This is a genomic window from Frigidibacter oleivorans (assembly GCF_003993775.1).
GTDB lineage: Bacteria > Pseudomonadota > Alphaproteobacteria > Rhodobacterales > Rhodobacteraceae > Frigidibacter > Frigidibacter oleivorans.
In genome coordinates this window covers 509,149-524,046 of the sequence record NZ_RJRZ01000001.1, presented here as the reverse complement: position 1 = coordinate 524,046, position 14,898 = coordinate 509,149, and the positions used below count along the sequence as shown (strand labels likewise).

Annotated in this window: 20 protein-coding genes; 7 read left to right on the top strand and 13 right to left on the bottom strand. The window is 70.6% G+C overall.

Translation table 11 applies throughout. The annotated features are described in order from the left end of the window. On the top strand, window positions 1-1,827 hold the full coding sequence (locus EEY80_RS02730; RefSeq protein ID WP_126974994.1) for an ABC transporter ATP-binding protein: 1,827 nt from the start codon (window positions 1-3) through the stop codon (window positions 1,825-1,827). On the opposite strand, the gene ald is transcribed toward EEY80_RS02730, so the two are convergent. Further along, entirely contained in the window at window positions 1,824-2,942 is a 1,119-nt protein-coding gene (ald, locus tag EEY80_RS02725) for an alanine dehydrogenase (RefSeq protein ID WP_126974993.1), read from the bottom strand. The two genes, EEY80_RS02730 and ald, sit on opposite strands and share 4 nt — an antisense overlap. A gap of 142 nt (window positions 2,943-3,084) precedes the next feature. Here ald and EEY80_RS02720 point away from each other — a divergent pair, with 142 nt between their 5' ends. The 3 genes from EEY80_RS02720 to brnA are packed head-to-tail and all read left to right on the top strand — an operon-like array spanning window position 3,085 to window position 4,066. After that, a complete protein-coding gene (locus tag EEY80_RS02720) occupies window positions 3,085-3,543 on the top strand; it encodes an Lrp/AsnC family transcriptional regulator (protein WP_126974992.1) in 459 nt (152 codons plus the stop codon). Between the two features lie 57 nt (window positions 3,544-3,600). Then, window positions 3,601-3,864 carry a BrnT family toxin gene (locus EEY80_RS02715; RefSeq protein WP_126974991.1) on the top strand — a complete coding sequence of 88 codons (264 nt, stop codon included), beginning with the start codon at window positions 3,601-3,603 and terminating at the stop codon, window positions 3,862-3,864. Next, window positions 3,851-4,066, top strand: a complete 216-nt coding sequence (gene brnA / locus EEY80_RS02710; protein ID WP_126974990.1) for a type II toxin-antitoxin system BrnA family antitoxin — start codon at window positions 3,851-3,853, stop codon at window positions 4,064-4,066. Before EEY80_RS02715 ends, brnA begins: the two co-directional genes overlap by 14 nt. Window positions 4,067-4,107: 41 nt before the next feature. On the opposite strand, the gene rsmD is transcribed toward brnA, so the two are convergent. Continuing rightward, a complete protein-coding gene (rsmD, locus tag EEY80_RS02705) occupies window positions 4,108-4,686 on the bottom strand; it encodes a 16S rRNA (guanine(966)-N(2))-methyltransferase RsmD (protein ID WP_126974989.1) in 579 nt (192 codons plus the stop codon). A gap of 10 nt (window positions 4,687-4,696) precedes the next feature. Continuing rightward, window positions 4,697-5,896, bottom strand: coding sequence for an NAD(P)/FAD-dependent oxidoreductase (locus EEY80_RS02700; protein WP_126974988.1), 1,200 nt, complete (start codon window positions 5,894-5,896; stop codon window positions 4,697-4,699). Window positions 5,897-6,024: 128 nt separating this feature from the next. Here EEY80_RS02700 and EEY80_RS02695 point away from each other — a divergent pair, with 128 nt between their 5' ends. Further along, complete coding sequence (locus tag EEY80_RS02695; RefSeq protein WP_126974987.1) at window positions 6,025-6,513, top strand: peroxiredoxin; 489 nt, start codon at window positions 6,025-6,027, stop codon at window positions 6,511-6,513. 42 nt (window positions 6,514-6,555) lie between these two features. Here the strand turns inward: EEY80_RS02695 and EEY80_RS02690 are convergent, their stop codons facing one another. The 9 genes from EEY80_RS02690 to hemF all read right to left on the bottom strand — a co-directional run bounded on the left by EEY80_RS02690 (window position 6,556) and on the right by hemF (window position 13,076). Next, window positions 6,556-7,434 carry a mechanosensitive ion channel family protein gene (locus tag EEY80_RS02690; protein WP_126974986.1) on the bottom strand — a complete coding sequence of 293 codons (879 nt, stop codon included), beginning with the start codon at window positions 7,432-7,434 and terminating at the stop codon, window positions 6,556-6,558. Window positions 7,435-7,528: 94 nt separating this feature from the next. Then, complete coding sequence (locus EEY80_RS02685; RefSeq protein WP_126974985.1) at window positions 7,529-7,891, bottom strand: 4a-hydroxytetrahydrobiopterin dehydratase; 363 nt, start codon at window positions 7,889-7,891, stop codon at window positions 7,529-7,531. Further along, entirely contained in the window at window positions 7,888-8,502 is a 615-nt protein-coding gene (locus EEY80_RS02680) for a glutathione S-transferase family protein (protein WP_126974984.1), read from the bottom strand. The genes EEY80_RS02685 and EEY80_RS02680 overlap by 4 nt, the downstream gene beginning before the upstream one ends. A gap of 78 nt (window positions 8,503-8,580) precedes the next feature. Beyond that, window positions 8,581-9,750, bottom strand: coding sequence for a GNAT family N-acetyltransferase (locus EEY80_RS02675; protein ID WP_235829688.1), 1,170 nt, complete (start codon window positions 9,748-9,750; stop codon window positions 8,581-8,583). A gap of 114 nt (window positions 9,751-9,864) precedes the next feature. Continuing rightward, complete coding sequence (locus EEY80_RS02670; RefSeq protein ID WP_126974982.1) at window positions 9,865-10,647, bottom strand: glycerophosphodiester phosphodiesterase family protein; 783 nt, start codon at window positions 10,645-10,647, stop codon at window positions 9,865-9,867. Beyond that, window positions 10,647-11,111: a RidA family protein gene (locus EEY80_RS02665; protein WP_126974981.1), complete on the bottom strand. Its 465-nt coding sequence runs from the start codon at window positions 11,109-11,111 to the stop codon at window positions 10,647-10,649. Before EEY80_RS02665 ends, EEY80_RS02670 begins: the two co-directional genes overlap by 1 nt. A 98-nt stretch (window positions 11,112-11,209) precedes the next feature. Beyond that, entirely contained in the window at window positions 11,210-11,548 is a 339-nt protein-coding gene (locus EEY80_RS02660; protein WP_126974980.1) for a hypothetical protein, read from the bottom strand. A gap of 3 nt (window positions 11,549-11,551) precedes the next feature. Beyond that, window positions 11,552-12,172, bottom strand: coding sequence for a LysE family translocator (locus EEY80_RS02655; protein WP_126974979.1), 621 nt, complete (start codon window positions 12,170-12,172; stop codon window positions 11,552-11,554). A 4-nt stretch (window positions 12,173-12,176) separates the two neighbouring features. Continuing rightward, window positions 12,177-13,076 carry an oxygen-dependent coproporphyrinogen oxidase gene (gene hemF / locus EEY80_RS02650; protein WP_235829687.1) on the bottom strand — a complete coding sequence of 300 codons (900 nt, stop codon included), beginning with the start codon at window positions 13,074-13,076 and terminating at the stop codon, window positions 12,177-12,179. 127 nt (window positions 13,077-13,203) lie between these two features. Between hemF and EEY80_RS02645 the strand changes: the two genes are divergently transcribed. Then, complete coding sequence (locus tag EEY80_RS02645) at window positions 13,204-13,629, top strand: hypothetical protein (protein ID WP_126974978.1); 426 nt, start codon at window positions 13,204-13,206, stop codon at window positions 13,627-13,629. A 2-nt stretch (window positions 13,630-13,631) separates the two neighbouring features. Beyond that, on the top strand, window positions 13,632-14,039 hold the full coding sequence (locus EEY80_RS02640) for a hypothetical protein (protein WP_235829686.1): 408 nt from the start codon (window positions 13,632-13,634) through the stop codon (window positions 14,037-14,039). Between the two features lie 11 nt (window positions 14,040-14,050). On the opposite strand, the gene EEY80_RS02635 is transcribed toward EEY80_RS02640, so the two are convergent. After that, window positions 14,051-14,875, bottom strand: a complete 825-nt coding sequence (locus tag EEY80_RS02635; protein ID WP_126974977.1) for an SDR family NAD(P)-dependent oxidoreductase — start codon at window positions 14,873-14,875, stop codon at window positions 14,051-14,053. Window positions 14,876-14,898: the final 23 nt, after the last annotated feature.

Below are 14,898 nucleotides of genomic sequence, written 5' to 3'. Positions count from 1 at the left end.
ATGGCCATTCTCGACGTTCAGGACCTGAAGGTCACCTTCCAGACCCCCGACGGCACGGTCGAGGCGGTGAAGGGCATCAACCTGTCGATCGCGCCCGGCGAATGTCTGGGCATCGTCGGCGAATCCGGATCGGGCAAAAGCCAGACCTTCATGGCGGCGATGGGCCTTCTGGCGCGCAACGGCCGGGCCGAGGGCTCGATCCGGTTCGAGGGCACGGAACTGGTGGGCCTGCCGCCCGGCCGCGCCAACCGCATCCGCGGCGCGGCGATGTCGATGATCTTCCAGGATCCGCTGACCGCGCTGACCCCGCACCTGACCGTGGGCGCGCAGCTGCGCGAGGTGCTGTCGGCGCATCGCAACATGCGCGGCCGCGCGGCCGAGACGCTGTGCCTCGACTGGCTGGACCGCGTGCGCATCCCCGATGCCCGCCGCCGGATCGGGCAATATCCGCACGAACTGTCGGGCGGGATGCGGCAGCGGGTGATGATCGCCATGGCGATGCTGTGCGAACCGCGCCTGCTGATCGCCGACGAGCCGACCACCGCGCTCGACGTGACGGTGCAGGCGGAGATCCTCGACCTGATGGCGGGGCTGCAGCGCGACGAGGGCACGGCCATCGCGCTGATCACCCATGACATGGGCGTGGTGGCGCGGATGTGCGACCGCATCCAGGTGATGCGCCATGGCCGCTTCGTCGAGGAGGGGACGGCCGAGCAGATCTTCGGCGCGCCGAAGGACGACTATACCCGGATGCTGCTGGATGCGATGCCGCGCATCGACGCGCCCGCCGCCACCGCCGCCACCGTGGTGCGCGAGGAACGGCTGCTGCGGGTCGAGGATGTGAAGGTGCATTTCCCGGTCAAGGTCGGCGGCGGGCTGTTCGGCCGCAGCGTCGACCTGAAGGCGGTGGATGGCGTCAGCTTCGACGTCCGCGCGGGCGAGACGCTGGGAATCGTGGGCGAGTCGGGCTGCGGCAAGTCCACGCTGGCGCGCGCCGTGCTGCAGCTGATCCCGCCCACGGCGGGCAGCGTCAGCTGGCTGGGGCAAGAGATCGCCGGGCTGAGCCACCGGGCGCTGAACCGGCACCGCAAGGACCTGCAGATCGTCTTCCAGGACCCGCTCGCCTCGCTCGACCCGCGGATGACCATCGCGGAATCGATCGGCGAGCCGCTGCGCACCTTCCAGCCGGGGCTCAGCCGGTCCGAACGCCGGGCCGAGGTTCTGGCGATGATGGACCGGGTGGGCCTGCCGCCGGTGATGATGAACCGCTATCCGCATGAACTGTCGGGCGGGCAGAACCAGCGGGTGGGCATCGCGCGGGCGATGATCAACAAGCCGAAGCTGATCGTCTGCGACGAGGCGGTGTCGGCGCTCGACGTGTCGATCCAGGCGCAGGTGATCGCGCTGCTGAAAGAGCTTCAGTCGGAATTCGGCATGTCGATGATCTTCATCAGCCACGACCTGTCGGTGATCCGCGAGATCTCGCACCGCATTCTGGTGCTGTATCTCGGCCGGATCGTCGAACTGGCGGATCGCGACCGGCTCTATGCCGCGCCGCTGCACCCCTATACGCAGGCGCTGATCTCGGCCGTGCCGATCCCCGACCCGAAGATCGAGCGCAGCCGCCAGCGCATCCGCATCCCGGGCGAACTGCCCTCGCCGATGCAGCCGGGGGCGCAGCTGCGCTTCCTGCCGTCGCGGCGCGGCGATCCCGGCTACCTGCCCCGGCTGACGGAACCGGAGCCGGGACATTTCGTGGCGGAACACGACCCGCTGGAGGTGATCCTCGCGCAGGAGGACGATGCAGGGCCGGGGGTGGCGGCCTAGAGCTTCAGCGCCATCCGGGGCGACAGCACGTCGATGCCCTGCGCGATCCCCACGGGCGCGCAGGTCAGCCGCCCGGCATGGGTGTTCAGCCCCGCCAGCAGATGCGGGTCATCCTCGCAGGCGGCGCGCCAGCCCTTGTCGGCCAGCGCCATCAGGAAGGGCATCGTCGCGTTCGACAGCGCCTGCGTCGCGGTGCGGGCCACCGCCCCCGGCATGTTCGCCACGCAGTAATGCACGATCCCTTCCTCGATGAAGATCGGGTCGGCATGGGTCGTGGCGCGCGAGGTCTCGAAGCAGCCGCCCTGGTCGATGGCCACGTCCACCATCGCCGCGCCCGGCTTCATCGTTGCCAGTTGCGCGCGGCTGACCAGCTTCGGCGCCGCGGCCCCGGGCACCAGCACCGCCCCGATCACCAGATCGGCGCCCGCCACCGCCTCGGCCGTCGCGGCGGCGCTCGCATAGAGGCTGCGGAAGGCGCCGCCGAACGTGTCGTCGAGCCAGCGCAGCCGGGGCAGCGACCGGTCCAGCACCGTGACCTCGGCCCCCATGCCGCGGGCCACCCGCGCCGCGTTGACGCCCACGACGCCGCCGCCGATCACCGCCACCCGCGCCGGGGCCACGCCGGGCACGCCGCCCAGCAACACGCCGCGCCCGCCATTGGCCTTTTGCAATGCCCATGCCCCCATCTGCGGGGCCAGCCGCCCCGCCACCTCGGACATCGGCGCCAGCAGCGGCAGCCCGCCCGCGGCATCGGTCACCGTCTCATAGGCGATGGCGGTGACGCCGCTGTTCAGCAGGTCATGGGTCTGGGCGGGATCGGGGGCGAGATGCAGATAGGTGAACAGCACCTGTCCGGCCCGCAGCCGCGCGCGTTCGGCGGCCTGCGGCTCTTTCACCTTGACGATCAGTTCGGCGCGGTCGAACACCTCTGCCGCGGTCGCGACGATCCGTGCCCCCGCCGCCTCGTAATCCGCATCCGCAAACCCCGCGCCCATGCCGGCGCCCGCCTCGACCAGCACCTCATGGCCATGCCCCACCGCCTCGCGCGCGGCGGCGGGGGTCAGGCCCACGCGAAATTCCTGCGGCTTCACCTCTGCCGGGCATCCGATGATCATGGTCGCTCCTCCCTGATTGACCGATGGGTCCATGCTGCGCCCGGGACCGCGCAAGCAGGTCGCAAATCCGTTTGTCGCGGCCGGCATTCGGTGATCATATCTGCGGCGGAACATCCCTTGGATCGGAGAAGATTGCGCCGCGATGCAGCTTGACGCGACAGACCGCCGGATCCTGACCGTGCTGCAAAAGCAGGGCCGGATCACCAATGCCGAATTGGCCGAACGGGTGAACCTGTCGGCCTCGGCCTGCCACCGCCGGGTGCAGCGGCTGGAGGAGGACGGCCTGATCCGCGATTACGTGGCGCTTCTGGACGCGCGCAAGCTGGGCCGCACCACCACCGTCTTCGTCGAGATCACCCTGCAGGGACAGGCCGACGAGGTGCTGGAGGCCTTCGAGCGCGAGGTGCGGCGCATTCCCGACGTGCTGGAATGCCACCTGATGGCGGGGACGGCGGACTACCTGCTGAAGATCCTCGCCGCCGATACCGAGGATTTCGCCCGCATCCACCGCCAGCACCTCGCCCGGCTGCCCGGGGTGGCGCAGATGCATTCCTCCTTCGCGCTGCGGATCGTGCAGCAGACGACGGCGATTCCGGTATAGGGCCAAAATGATCCTCACAGGGATTGAAACGCCCGGGTTGTTGCCCCAGTTTCAGCCATGATCTTCGAGTACGATCCCGAAAAGAGCGTCCGGAACCGCGAAAAGCACGGTATCGACTTCGAAGAGGCGCAGGCGCTGTGGAGCGATCCGTGGATGCTGGAGGCACCTGCGAAGACCGTGGACGAGCCGCGCATCCTGTCGATCGGCCGGATCGGCGGCAAGCATTGGACCTGCGTCTGGACGCGTCGGGGAGACGCCGTGCGCATCATCTCGATGCGGCGGGCCCGCAAGGAAGAGATCGGCTACTATGAAGGCAACTGAGTTCGATGCCCGCTTCGACGCGGGGGAAGATGTCAGCGATGCGGTGGACTGGTCGCAGGCGCAGCGTCCGAATGACCGGCTGAAGCGTGTGAACGTCGATTTTCCGGCCTGGGTCGTGGATGCGCTGGACAAGCAGGCCCGCCACCTGGGGGTGAGCCGGCAGTCGCTGATCAAGCTGTGGATCGCCGAACGGCTGCAATAGCCGCCTGACCGCGACCCTCCCGTCGCGCCGTCGCGTCGAGGTCAGCCCGGCGCCCGCAACAGCGTCACCAGCGTGTCGCCATAGCGGCGCTGGTCGAGGGGCGCGAAGCCGGGCGGGGGGACGGGCGGGGTGCTTTCCTCCCACACCGCCATCGCGCCGGGGGCGAGCCAGCCGCCCTCTACGCAGGAGGCGAGCGCCCGTTCCCCCAGACCCATGCCATAGGGCGGGTCGAGGAAGATCAGGTCATAACCCGGCCCCCGGTTCGGCCCCATCCGCGTCGCGTCGCGCCGCCAGACATCGGTGACGCCCATGGCGCGCATCAGCTCGATGTTCCGGCGCAGCAGCGCCCGGGCGGCGGTGCCGTCATCGACGAAGGCGACCCGCGCCGCGCCGCGCGACAGCGCCTCGAGCCCGAGCGCGCCGGTCCCTGCGAAAAGGTCGAGCACCCGCGCCCCGGTCACGGGATCGCCCCCTGAACGTCCCGTGTGCCCGCCGTTGACCAGCAGGTTGAAGATCGCCTCGCGCACCCGGTCGGTGGTGGGGCGCAGATGCGCCGCCGGATCGCCTGCGCCGACCTCGGCCAGTTTCAGCCCGCGCCGTTCGCCGCCGACGATGCGCATCAGACCGCCCTCACAGCAGCGCCTTCAGCTCGGTCGCCGGATCGGCCACCAGATCGGGCGGCGCGCTGCGCCCCGCCTCGATCAGCCGCTTGCCGATCATGTAGGCGCGCGGGTCGTTGGCCGCGTCCACCGCCAGCAGCTGCTCGCCCGCGTAATACCAGAACGAGATGCCGGCGCCGCCCGCGCGGGTGACGACGCGGTCATGGCCGATGTTCAGCCCGGCGATCTGCAGCTTGACGTCGTACTGGTCGGACCAGAACCACGGCTTCGGCAGATAGGGCCGGCCGGCGCCGAGGATGTTGGCTGCCACCGCCTCGGCCATGTCGATGGCGTTGCCGACGCTTTCCAGCCGCAGCCGCCCGCCGCCGAAGGGGAAGCTGGCGCAATCCCCCGCGGCCCAGATCGCGGGGTCCGAGGTTCGGCCCGTCGCGTCGACCGCGATGCCGTTGTCGCAGGCGATGCCCGCCGCCCGGGCCAGATCGTCCGCCGGCGCGATGCCGACGCCGAGGATCACCACATCCGCCGCGATTTCCTTCCCGTCCGCCAGCCGGGCCCCGGTCACGCGGCCCTCGCCCGTCAGCCGGTCCAGCGCCACGCCTTCGCGGATGGTCACGCCATGGCCGGCATGCAGGTTGCGGAACCAGGCCGCCGTCTCAACGCTGGCCACCCGGCCCAGGATGCGGGGCGCGGCCTCGATCAGCGTCACCTGCAGGCCCAGCTTCGCCGCGACCGCCGCCGCCTCCAGCCCGATATAGCCGCCGCCGACGATCAGCAGCCGCCGCCCCGCCGCAAGATCGGGCGCCATCGCATCGACATCGGCGAGGGTGCGCACGACATGCACGCCCGCCAGATCGCCGCCGATCGCGGCGGGCAGCCGGCGCGGGCGCGATCCGGTGGCCAGCACCAGCGTGTCATAGGGCAGCACCTCGTCCCCCGCCGTCACCGTCCGTGCCGCCCGGTCGATGGCGGTCGCCCGCGTGCCGGTGCGCAGGTCGATCCGCTGATCGCCCCACCAGTCCGCGCCGCGCAGCATCAGCCGGTCCAGCCCCATCTCGCCCAGCAGATAGGCCTTCGACAGGGGCGGGCGCTGGTAGGGGGCCACGGGTTCCTCGCCCAGCACCGTCACCGGGCCCTCATGGCCGAGCGCGCGCAGCTTTGCGGCCAGCGAAGCCGCGGCCTGCCCCGCGCCGATGATGACGATGCGATCCATGTGCCGACCCTTTCCGCCTTGTCCGGAGGCCGCAGCGCGGCCGTGTTTCCAGCGACCGGCGCTGGTTCTCGGACGGGGGCGAGCCTATAACCGGCTTGTCGGAAAACACAACGCGCGAGGGGACGGACATGACGATTTCAGAAGGCGACCGGCTGCCGGGGGCAGCGTTCCTGAAGGTCGGCGAGGCGGGGCCGGAAGTGGTCGAGCTGGCCGACCGGCTGGCGGGCCGCAAGGTGGTGATCTTCGCGGTGCCGGGGGCCTATACCGGCGTCTGCACCACCGCCCATGTGCCCAGCTTCATCCGCACCAAGGACAAGTTCGACGCGAGGGGCGTGGACGAGATCATCTGCATCTCGGTCAACGATCCCTTCGTGATGAAGGCCTGGGGCGAGGCGACGGGCGCCACTGCGGCCGGCATCACCATGCTGGCCGATGCCGAGGGTGCCTTCACCGCGGCGATCGGGATGGACTTCACCGCGCCGCCCGCCGGGCTGATCGGCCGGTCGCACCGCTATGCGATGCTGGTCGAGGACGGCGTGGTCAAGGTGCTGCACAAGGAAACCTCGCCCGGCCAGTGCGACATCTCGGCCGGCGAGGCAATGCTGGACGCGATCTGACCGGATCGCAGGGGGCCGGGCGCGAGGCCCGGCCCCGTTTTCCTATGCCGGGATCAGCGCCGGCTGGTCGGTTCCGTCGGACGCGGCCCGGTCCATGAACAGCGTTTGCGTCGGGAACGGGATCTCGATGCCGTTCGCGTCGAATTCCTCCTTGATCTGCCGGGTGATGTCGCATTTCAGCACCCACCAGTCGCCGGAATTCGCCCAGACCCGGAAGACGAAATCGACCGAGCTTGCCCCCAGTTCCTTGACCTTCACGAAGGGCGCGGGATCCTTCAGCGCGCGCGGGTCGGACGTCGCCAGCCGCTCTAGGATCTCCTGCGCCTTCTGCAGGTCGCTGCCATAGGACACGCCCACGGTCAGGTCCATCATCCGGGTCGGGTTGACCGAATAGTTCTTGATCGCCGACGACCAGATGTCGCTGTTCGGCACGATCACCTGCAGGCCGTCATAGGTCTTCAGCTCGGTGTAGAAGAGCGAGATTTCCATGACGCTGCCCGCCTGTCCGCCGGCCTCGATGTAATGGCCGACGCGGAAGGGGCGGAACACCACCATCATGATCCCGGCGGCGAGGTTCGACAGAGTCCCCTGCAGCGCCAGGCCGATGGCCAGACCCGCGGCACCGATCACCGCGACGAGCGAGGTGGTCTGGATGCCGAAGCGGTTCAGCACGAAGATCAGCGCGATGACCAGCACCGCCCATTTGGCGATGTTGCCGAGGAAGCCGAACAGCGTCGCATCGACCTTGGGGTGGCGGCGGGCGAAGCCCTCGATCCGCGCCTTGGCCCAGTTGGCCAGCATCAGCGCCACGACGAGGATCAGCATCGCATAGATCACGTTCATCGCCATCGCGACGATCACCGCGACCCGGTCATCCTCGATCAGTCCCTGCCAGCTCCAGCCGGTCGTTTCCTCTTCCATGCGCCCAAGTCCCCTGTCGTTGGTCCTGCGGGCCAACGCGGGGCCGGGGCGGGGGTTCCTGCCGAAGCTGGCGCCCCCACCGGCTGCCGGCCCGTCACCCCTTGCCGCAGAGGCATTCCACCGGCGCGGAATGGTCGCGCTGCACCTCGACCCCGTCGCCCGCGAGCCGGTCCAGCGCTTCGGCCAGCCGCAGGTCCAGCGCCGACAGGCCGCCGCAACTGTGCGTCGTCAGCGTCACGTCCACCACGTTGTAGATGTTCGTCCATTCGGGATGGTGGTTCAGCCCCTCGGCCACCAGCGCCGCGCGCGACATGAAACCCCAGGCTTCGGAAAAGCTGCGGAACTTCCAGATCTTGCGGATCGCGTCGCGGTCCTCGATCGCGCCCCATCCCGTGGCGCCGAGCGCGGTCAGCGCCGTCTCGCGTTCGGCGGGGCCGAGCCGCGTCGCACCGCTCATGCCGAAGCCCCGGCCAGCGCGTCGTCCTTGGCCGAGGCGGCCTGATGGGCGGGGCGGGCGGTCAGCCGGGCGGCATAGTCCATGAGGGCGGGCCGTTTGGGGATGGTGCCGAAGCCGGTGCCGTAAAGCACGCCCGCGCCCACATAAACATCGGCGGCGGTGAAGCGGTCGCCGCAGATGAAGGGATGCGCCTGCAGCCAGCCGTCCAGCGCGTCGATGGTGCGGTCGTAGTTGCCGAAGCCCAGCATCCGTTCTCGGTCCGCCGGGACCTCCCAGCCCATGGCGCGACTGGTGGTCGCCTGTTCCAGCGGGGCGGCGGCGAAGAACATCCAGCGGTAGTAATCCGCCCGCTCGTCGGGCCGGGGGGCCAGGCCGGTGCCGGGGAAGGTCTCGGCCAGATAGCAGCAGATCGCTGCGTTCTCGGTCACCACCCGGCCGTCATGGACCAGCGTCGGCACCTTGCCCATCGGGTTCAGCGACAGATAGTCGGGCGACTTCATCGCGCCGTCGAAATCCAGCACGACCGCCTCATAGGGCTGGCCGGTCTCTTCCAGCATCCAGCGGGCCACGCGGCCGCGCGACATCGGGTGGGTATAGAGCGTGAGGGACATGATCTGCTCCGGGCAGGGGAAGACTCGCCCATCAGACTAGCGCGGATCGGGCGCGGGGCCAGCCGGGCGGGCAGGGTCTCAGTCGGTTTCCGCCGCCCGGTCCGCATCCGTCTGCCGGAAGGGGCCGAAGGCCGTCAGCACCTCGATATCCTCGTCCACCGCCGCGCGTTCGGCCTGCAGGAAACGCGCCACCGCGTCGCGAAAGCCGGCGTCGCCGATCCAGTGCAGCGAATGGGTGGCGGCGGGCAGATAGCCGCGCGCCAGCTTGTGTTCGCCCTGCGCCCCGGCCTCTACCCGGGCCAGACCCGCGGCGATGGCCCAGTCGATGGCTTGGTAATAGCAGCATTCGAAATGCAGGCAGGGGTGATCCTCGACCGCGCCCCAGTAGCGGCCATAGAGGCAGTCGCGCCCGATGAAGTTCAGCGCCCCCGCCACCGGCTGCCCGTCGCGTTCGGCCAGCACCAGCAGGATGTCGTCGCGCAGGGTATCATGCGCGATGTCGAAGAAGGCGCGGGTCAGATAGGGCCGGCCCCATTTGCGGCTGCCGGTATCCTGGTAGAAGGCCCAGACGGCATCCCAATGCGCGGGAAGGATCGCATCGCCGGTCAGCGCCCGGATCGTGCCGCCGAAGGCCTGCGCGCGTTCGCGTTCCTTGCGGATGGTCTTGCGCTTGCGCGAGGCGAGGTCGGCGAGGAATGCGTCGAACCCGGCATAGTCCCGGTTCAGCCAGTGGAATTGCTGGGTGGTGCGGCGCAGCAGCCCCATCTCCTCGCCCGCCAGCGCCTCGGCCTCGGTGCAGAAGGTGACATGGGCCGAGGACAGCCCGTTTTCGGCGGCGATCTGCACCATGGCCTGCACCAGCGCGGCGCTGCCCGCGACCTCCCATCCCGGGCGTGTCAGGAAGCGGCGCCCGGTGGCGGGGGTGAAGGGCACGGCGGATTGCAGTTTGGGGTAATAGCGCCCGCCCGCCCGTTCCCAGGCATCGGCCCAGCCGTGGTCGAAGATATATTCGCCCTGGCTGTGCGACTTCACATACAGGGGCATGACCGCGACCGCCGCGCCGCCGACCCGCGCCACCAGATGCCGCGGCTGCCAGCCGCTGCCGGCCCCGACCGAACGCGAGGCCTCCAGCGCCGACAGGAAGCGGTGGGTGGTGAATGGGTCGAGGGGGCGGCCCCCGTCCGCCGCCTCGGGGCAGGCGCAGGCATCCCAGTCGGCGGCGGGGATGGCCGACAGCGAGTCGAGCATGGTGATCTCGACGCTTCGGGAAGTGGGGTCCGGAACGGGCGCGCAGGTCATGGCCGCAAGGATGGCCTGCCGCGGCGCGGCGTCAACCCGTCGCGGCACCCGCCGCCCCGCTCGTCACGCGGTCGTGCGGTCCGGGAAGGGCGCGGCATAGCCCTCGAAGGTGACGTTGTCGGCGATCCGGCGCGCCTCGGCCTCGGCCGCGGGGCTGCGGATGGTCCAGCACAGCACCGCCGCGCCCTGCGCCGCCAGTTCGGCCACGCGCGGGCGGGCAAGGTCGCGCCATTCATGCGAGATGAAGCTGGCCCCCACCCGGTCATAGTCGGGGATGCCGCGCAGCCTGTCGCAGACGTCCGCCGGCAGCGGCGCCCAGTCCTCCGGATCGTAGGCCGAGGTGGTCAGCCCCACCGTCACTCCCGGTGCGGCGGCGGCGAAGGCCGCGACCGAATGGGGGTTGAAGGACATCACCGCCAGCGGGCCGGCATAACCCGCCAGCGCCTCTGCCACGCGCGGCTCGAACCCGCCGGTGTCGGGGCCCATCGCACCGTCCTGGTCCTTGATCTCGATCAGCAGCGGCACCCGGCCCGCGACGATCCCCAGCACCTCGGCCAGCGTCGGGATGCCCTCGCCGCCGCCGGTCAGCGCGATGGCCGCCAGTTCCGCGGCACCGCGTGCCCGGACCGGACCCGTCTCGCCCGTCAGCCGGTCCAGCCGGTCGTCGTGAAAGACCATCGGCACGCCCTCGGCCGAGGGCTGCAGGTCGATCTCGATCCCGTAGCCCGCCGCCACCGCCGCCCGGAGCGCGGCGCGGCTGTTCTCGATGCGGCCCGCCGCGCGGTCATGCAGCGCGCGATGGGCAATGGGCAGGCGCAGGAAGTCCGGGTGCAGGGGGGCGGGCATCAGGCGATCTGGAAGACGGCTTCGATTTCCACCGCGACGCCGCGCGGCAGGGCGGGGGCCGAGACGGCGGCGCGGGCGTGGCGGCCGGCATCGCCCAGCACCTCGACCATCAGGTCGGAACAGCCGTTGATCACCTCGGGCTGGTCGGTGAAGTCGGGGGTGGAGTTGACGAAGCCCGTCAGCTTCACCACCCGCACCACCCGGTCCAGATCGCCGCCGAGCGCGGCCCGCGCCTGCGCCAGCAGCGCCAGCCCGCACAGCCGCGCCGCCGCCTTGCCCGCGGCCACGTCCATCCCGGCGCCCAGCTTGCCCTTCACCAGACCCTCCGGCCCCTGGCTGATCTGGCCCGAGACGAACAGCAGGTCGCCCGTCTGCACGAAGGGCACGTAGTTCGCCGCCGGCGCGGGCGCGTCGGGCAGGGTGATGCCGAGGTCGGACAGGCGGGCGGCGATGGTTCCGGTCATGCGGGGCTCCTTCAGGGCAGTGAGTCGGCCGGGGCCGATTGCGGGCCCGAGGCTAGCGGCAAGCCCGCCCGGACGAAACCCCGGCGGGCGGCCCCCCTTCAGCCCGCCGGCACCAGCCGGCGCAGCAGGGCCACCGCCTCGTCCCAGCCCTCGGCCTGTTTGCCGCGGCGGATCTCGACGCTGCGGATCATGCCGAAGCGCGCCGCCAGTGCCGGGCGGATCGCCAGCGCGATGCGGCCCTCGCCGATCTCTACCGTCTCCAGCGCATCATGGGCGCCGAAGATCTCGTCCGACACCTCGGTCCACAGTTTCGCGCCCTCGCGCCGGAACAGCGCATAGCCCTCTTCCGGGTCCTCGCTGGCGGCGAAGGCGGCGAAGGTCTCGTCCGGCTCGTCCAGCGCCTCGCAATATTCGGCCACGATCTCGATATCGGCCATCGGTCACTCCTGTCCCGTCGTCAGCGCAAACCATACCGCCACCCCCGCCAGCGCAAGGCTCAGGCCCCGGCGCAGGCGGCGTTCGCGCCGGAGATCGGTCAGCCAGCGGCGCGCCGTGCCGGCCAGCAGGACGATCCCGGCATGGACCGCCGTCGCCACCGCGACATAGGTGGCGGTCAGGACCAGCGCCGCCCGCGGCCCGGCCCCCTGTGCCAGAAATCCCGGCAGGACGGCAAGGTAGAACACGGCGGCCTTGGGGTTCAGCAGGTTGGTGGCCAGCCCCCGGCGAAAGGCCCGCCCGGGCGACAGGGCGCGCGCCGGAACCGTGGCATCGGCCGCCCCCGCCGCCCGCCAGCCGTCCCATGCCAGCCACAGCAGCCAAGCGGCGCCGGTCCAGCGCATCGCCTGCCACAGCGCCGGGCTGGCCAGCACCAGCGCCGCCGCGCCAAGCGCCGCCGCCACCCCGACCAGCGCCAGCCCGAGCGCGACGCCCGCCACGGCGGCAAGCCCGGTGCGCCGGCCTTCGGTCGCGGCGGTGATGGCGAGCCAGGCCATGTTCGGCCCGGGCGTCAGTTCGACGATCAGCGCGGCGAGGGCGAAGCCGGCGACCGCCGCCCCGTGCATCGCGTCACACCCATTTCGCCAGCGGCGGCAGGCTCATCAGCACCGCGTTGGCGTCATGTCCGCTTTCCAGCCCGAATTTCGTGCCCCGGTCGTAGACGAGGTTGTATTCGGCATAAAGACCGCGATGCACCAGCTGCGCCTCGCGGTCGGCCGCGGTCCAGGGCATGTCGCGGCGCCGTTCCACCAGCGGCAGGAAGGCAGGCAGGAAGGCCTCGCCCACCGCGCGGGTGAAGGCGAAATCCGCCTCCCAGTCCCCGGTGTTGAGGTCGTCGTAGAAGATGCCGCCCACGCCGCGTGCCCGGCCCCGGTGCGGGACGAAGAAATACTCGTCCGCCCAGGCCTTGAACCGTTCGTAGTAGGAGGCATCGTGCCCGTCGCAGGCCGCGGCCAGCACCGCGTGGAAATGCGAGGTATCCTCGGGGTAGTCGAGGCAGGGGTTGAGGTCGGACCCGCCCCCGAACCACCAGGCCCGCGGCGTCCAGAACATCCGCGTGTTCATGTGCACCGCCGGCACATGCGGGTTGCGCATATGGGCAACGAGGCTGATGCCCGAGGCCCAGAACCGCGGATCCTCGGCCATCCCCGGCACGCCGCGCGCGGCCATCGCCCGCTGCGCCCGTTCGCCCAGTTCCCCGTGCACGGTCGAGACGTTGACGCCCACCTTCTCGAACAGGCGGCCGCCGCGCATCACGCTCATCAGCCCACCGCCGGCATCGCCGCCCTCGCGGGGGGCGCGCAGGGTCGTCGTCACTTCGAACCGTCCGGGGGGCAGCCCGTCGGTGCCGGGACTGCCCGGCCGATCCTCCAGCGCCTCGAAGGCGGCGACGATGCGGTCGCGCAGCTGCCGGAACCAGTGCGCGGCGCGCGCCTTGCGGTCGATGAACGGATCGGAACCTTGCGTCACTGTCTTCCCCCTGCTTGGTTCCCACTAGCGCGTCAGGGCCACCGCGCCAATGCCCCGCTTGGCCCGCATCGTGATTTGCCACGCTGCTGTGGCGGGTTAGATTGCCGGGGATCAAGGAATTCCGCCCATGCCCCTCTTGCCCCTCCCGCCGTCGCCCCTCATGCCGCTGCTGCTGGTCGCGCTGGCGGCCGGTTGCGTCCAGCAGCCCGCCGCCTGCCGGGGGACCGCCGCGCGCGATCTGCAGACGCTGGACGGGCTGATCGCCGACAGCCGCGCCACGCTCGACCGCGGCTATGCCATCGGACCCGCCGGCCGGTCGGGCAATGCCAGCGTCAATGTCTGCCTCGGCAGCGGGTCCGACAATGTAGGCATCAGCTTCTGCACCGGCGATGGCGGCTATCGCCGCAGCGGCCCGGTCGCGGTGGACCTTGACGCGGAGCGCGCCCGGCTGAAACAGATGGAGGCGCAGCGCGTGGCGGCCGCCGCCCGCGCACAGGAAGAGGCCATCGCCTGCGCCTCTGCGCAGGGTGCGGTGGGCACGGCAGGGAGGTGACGATGGGCACGGGTCGGATCGGGATGGGCGTGGTCCTGCTGGCGCTGGCCGCCTGTGGCACGCCGCAGGAACAGTGCATCGGCCGCGCGACCCGCGACCTGCGGGTGCTGAACGACCTGATCGAGGACACCCGGGCGAATGTCGCGCGCGGCTATGCCTATGAGGAATACACCGTCCGCCTGTCGCGGTGGGAGACCTGCTACACCACCGTGAAGACCAGCGACGGCAAGCTGGTGAACCGCCCCTACATGTGCATGGAAGACTATGTCGACACCCGCCGCCGGCCGGTGTCGATCGACCTTGCCGCCGAACAGCGCAAGCTCGACTCGATGCTGGTCAAGCAGCGCGAGCTGAACCGCGAGGCCGCCCGGCAGATCGAGGCCTGCAAGGCGCAATATCCCGAAAGCTGACGCTCGGCCGCCTACAGCAGGGGCGCGCCCCGCACCGGGTCCAGCAGCGTGCGCCCGCCATCCACGGTCAGGATCTGCCCGGTGACGAAACCCGCCGCGCCCGAGGCGAGGAACTGCACCGCCTCGGCCAGTTCGTTGGCCGGGGCGATCCGGCCGAGGGGCGTCGCCTCGACGATGCGTTCGCGCCAGCCCGGATGGTCGCGCAAGCCGGCCTGCAGGCTCATGCTCATCACGCTGCCGAAGGCCACGCCGTTCACGCGGATCCGGTGGGGGGCATAGGCCACGGCCAGCGACCGCGTCGCCTGATCCAGCGCCGCCATGGCGATGGAATAGGCCAGGAATTCCGGCTGCGTGCACTGCCCCGCCACCGTGGACAGGTTGACGATGGACCCGATCCCTGCCGCCGGCAGCTCGCCCGCCTCGCGGTCGCGTTCGGCCTGCGCCACCATGCGCTTGGCCACCGCCTGCGTCAGCTTCAGCCCGCCCAGCACGTTCTGCCGCAGCATGTCGTCGATGGGCGTCTCTTCCGGGCACAACGGATTGGACAGCGCGATCTGCCGGCTGGCATTCACCAGGATGTCGATCCGGTCGAAGGCATCGACCGTGGCCGACACGAGGTTCGCCACGCTCAGCTTCTGGCACAAGTCGCCGGTGAACAGCCGCACCGGCCCCTCGGCCCGCGCCTGATCGCCGATCTCGGCCTCGAGCTTGTCCTCGTCGATGTCGGCGAACATGACATTGGCGCCGCGTTCGACGAAATGGCGTGCGACCGCCAGCCCGATGCCATGCGCGGCGCCGGTGACGATGGCAGTCTTGCCAGAGATGGAATAGGTCATGAAGTCCCGTCTGTGATCGGCCC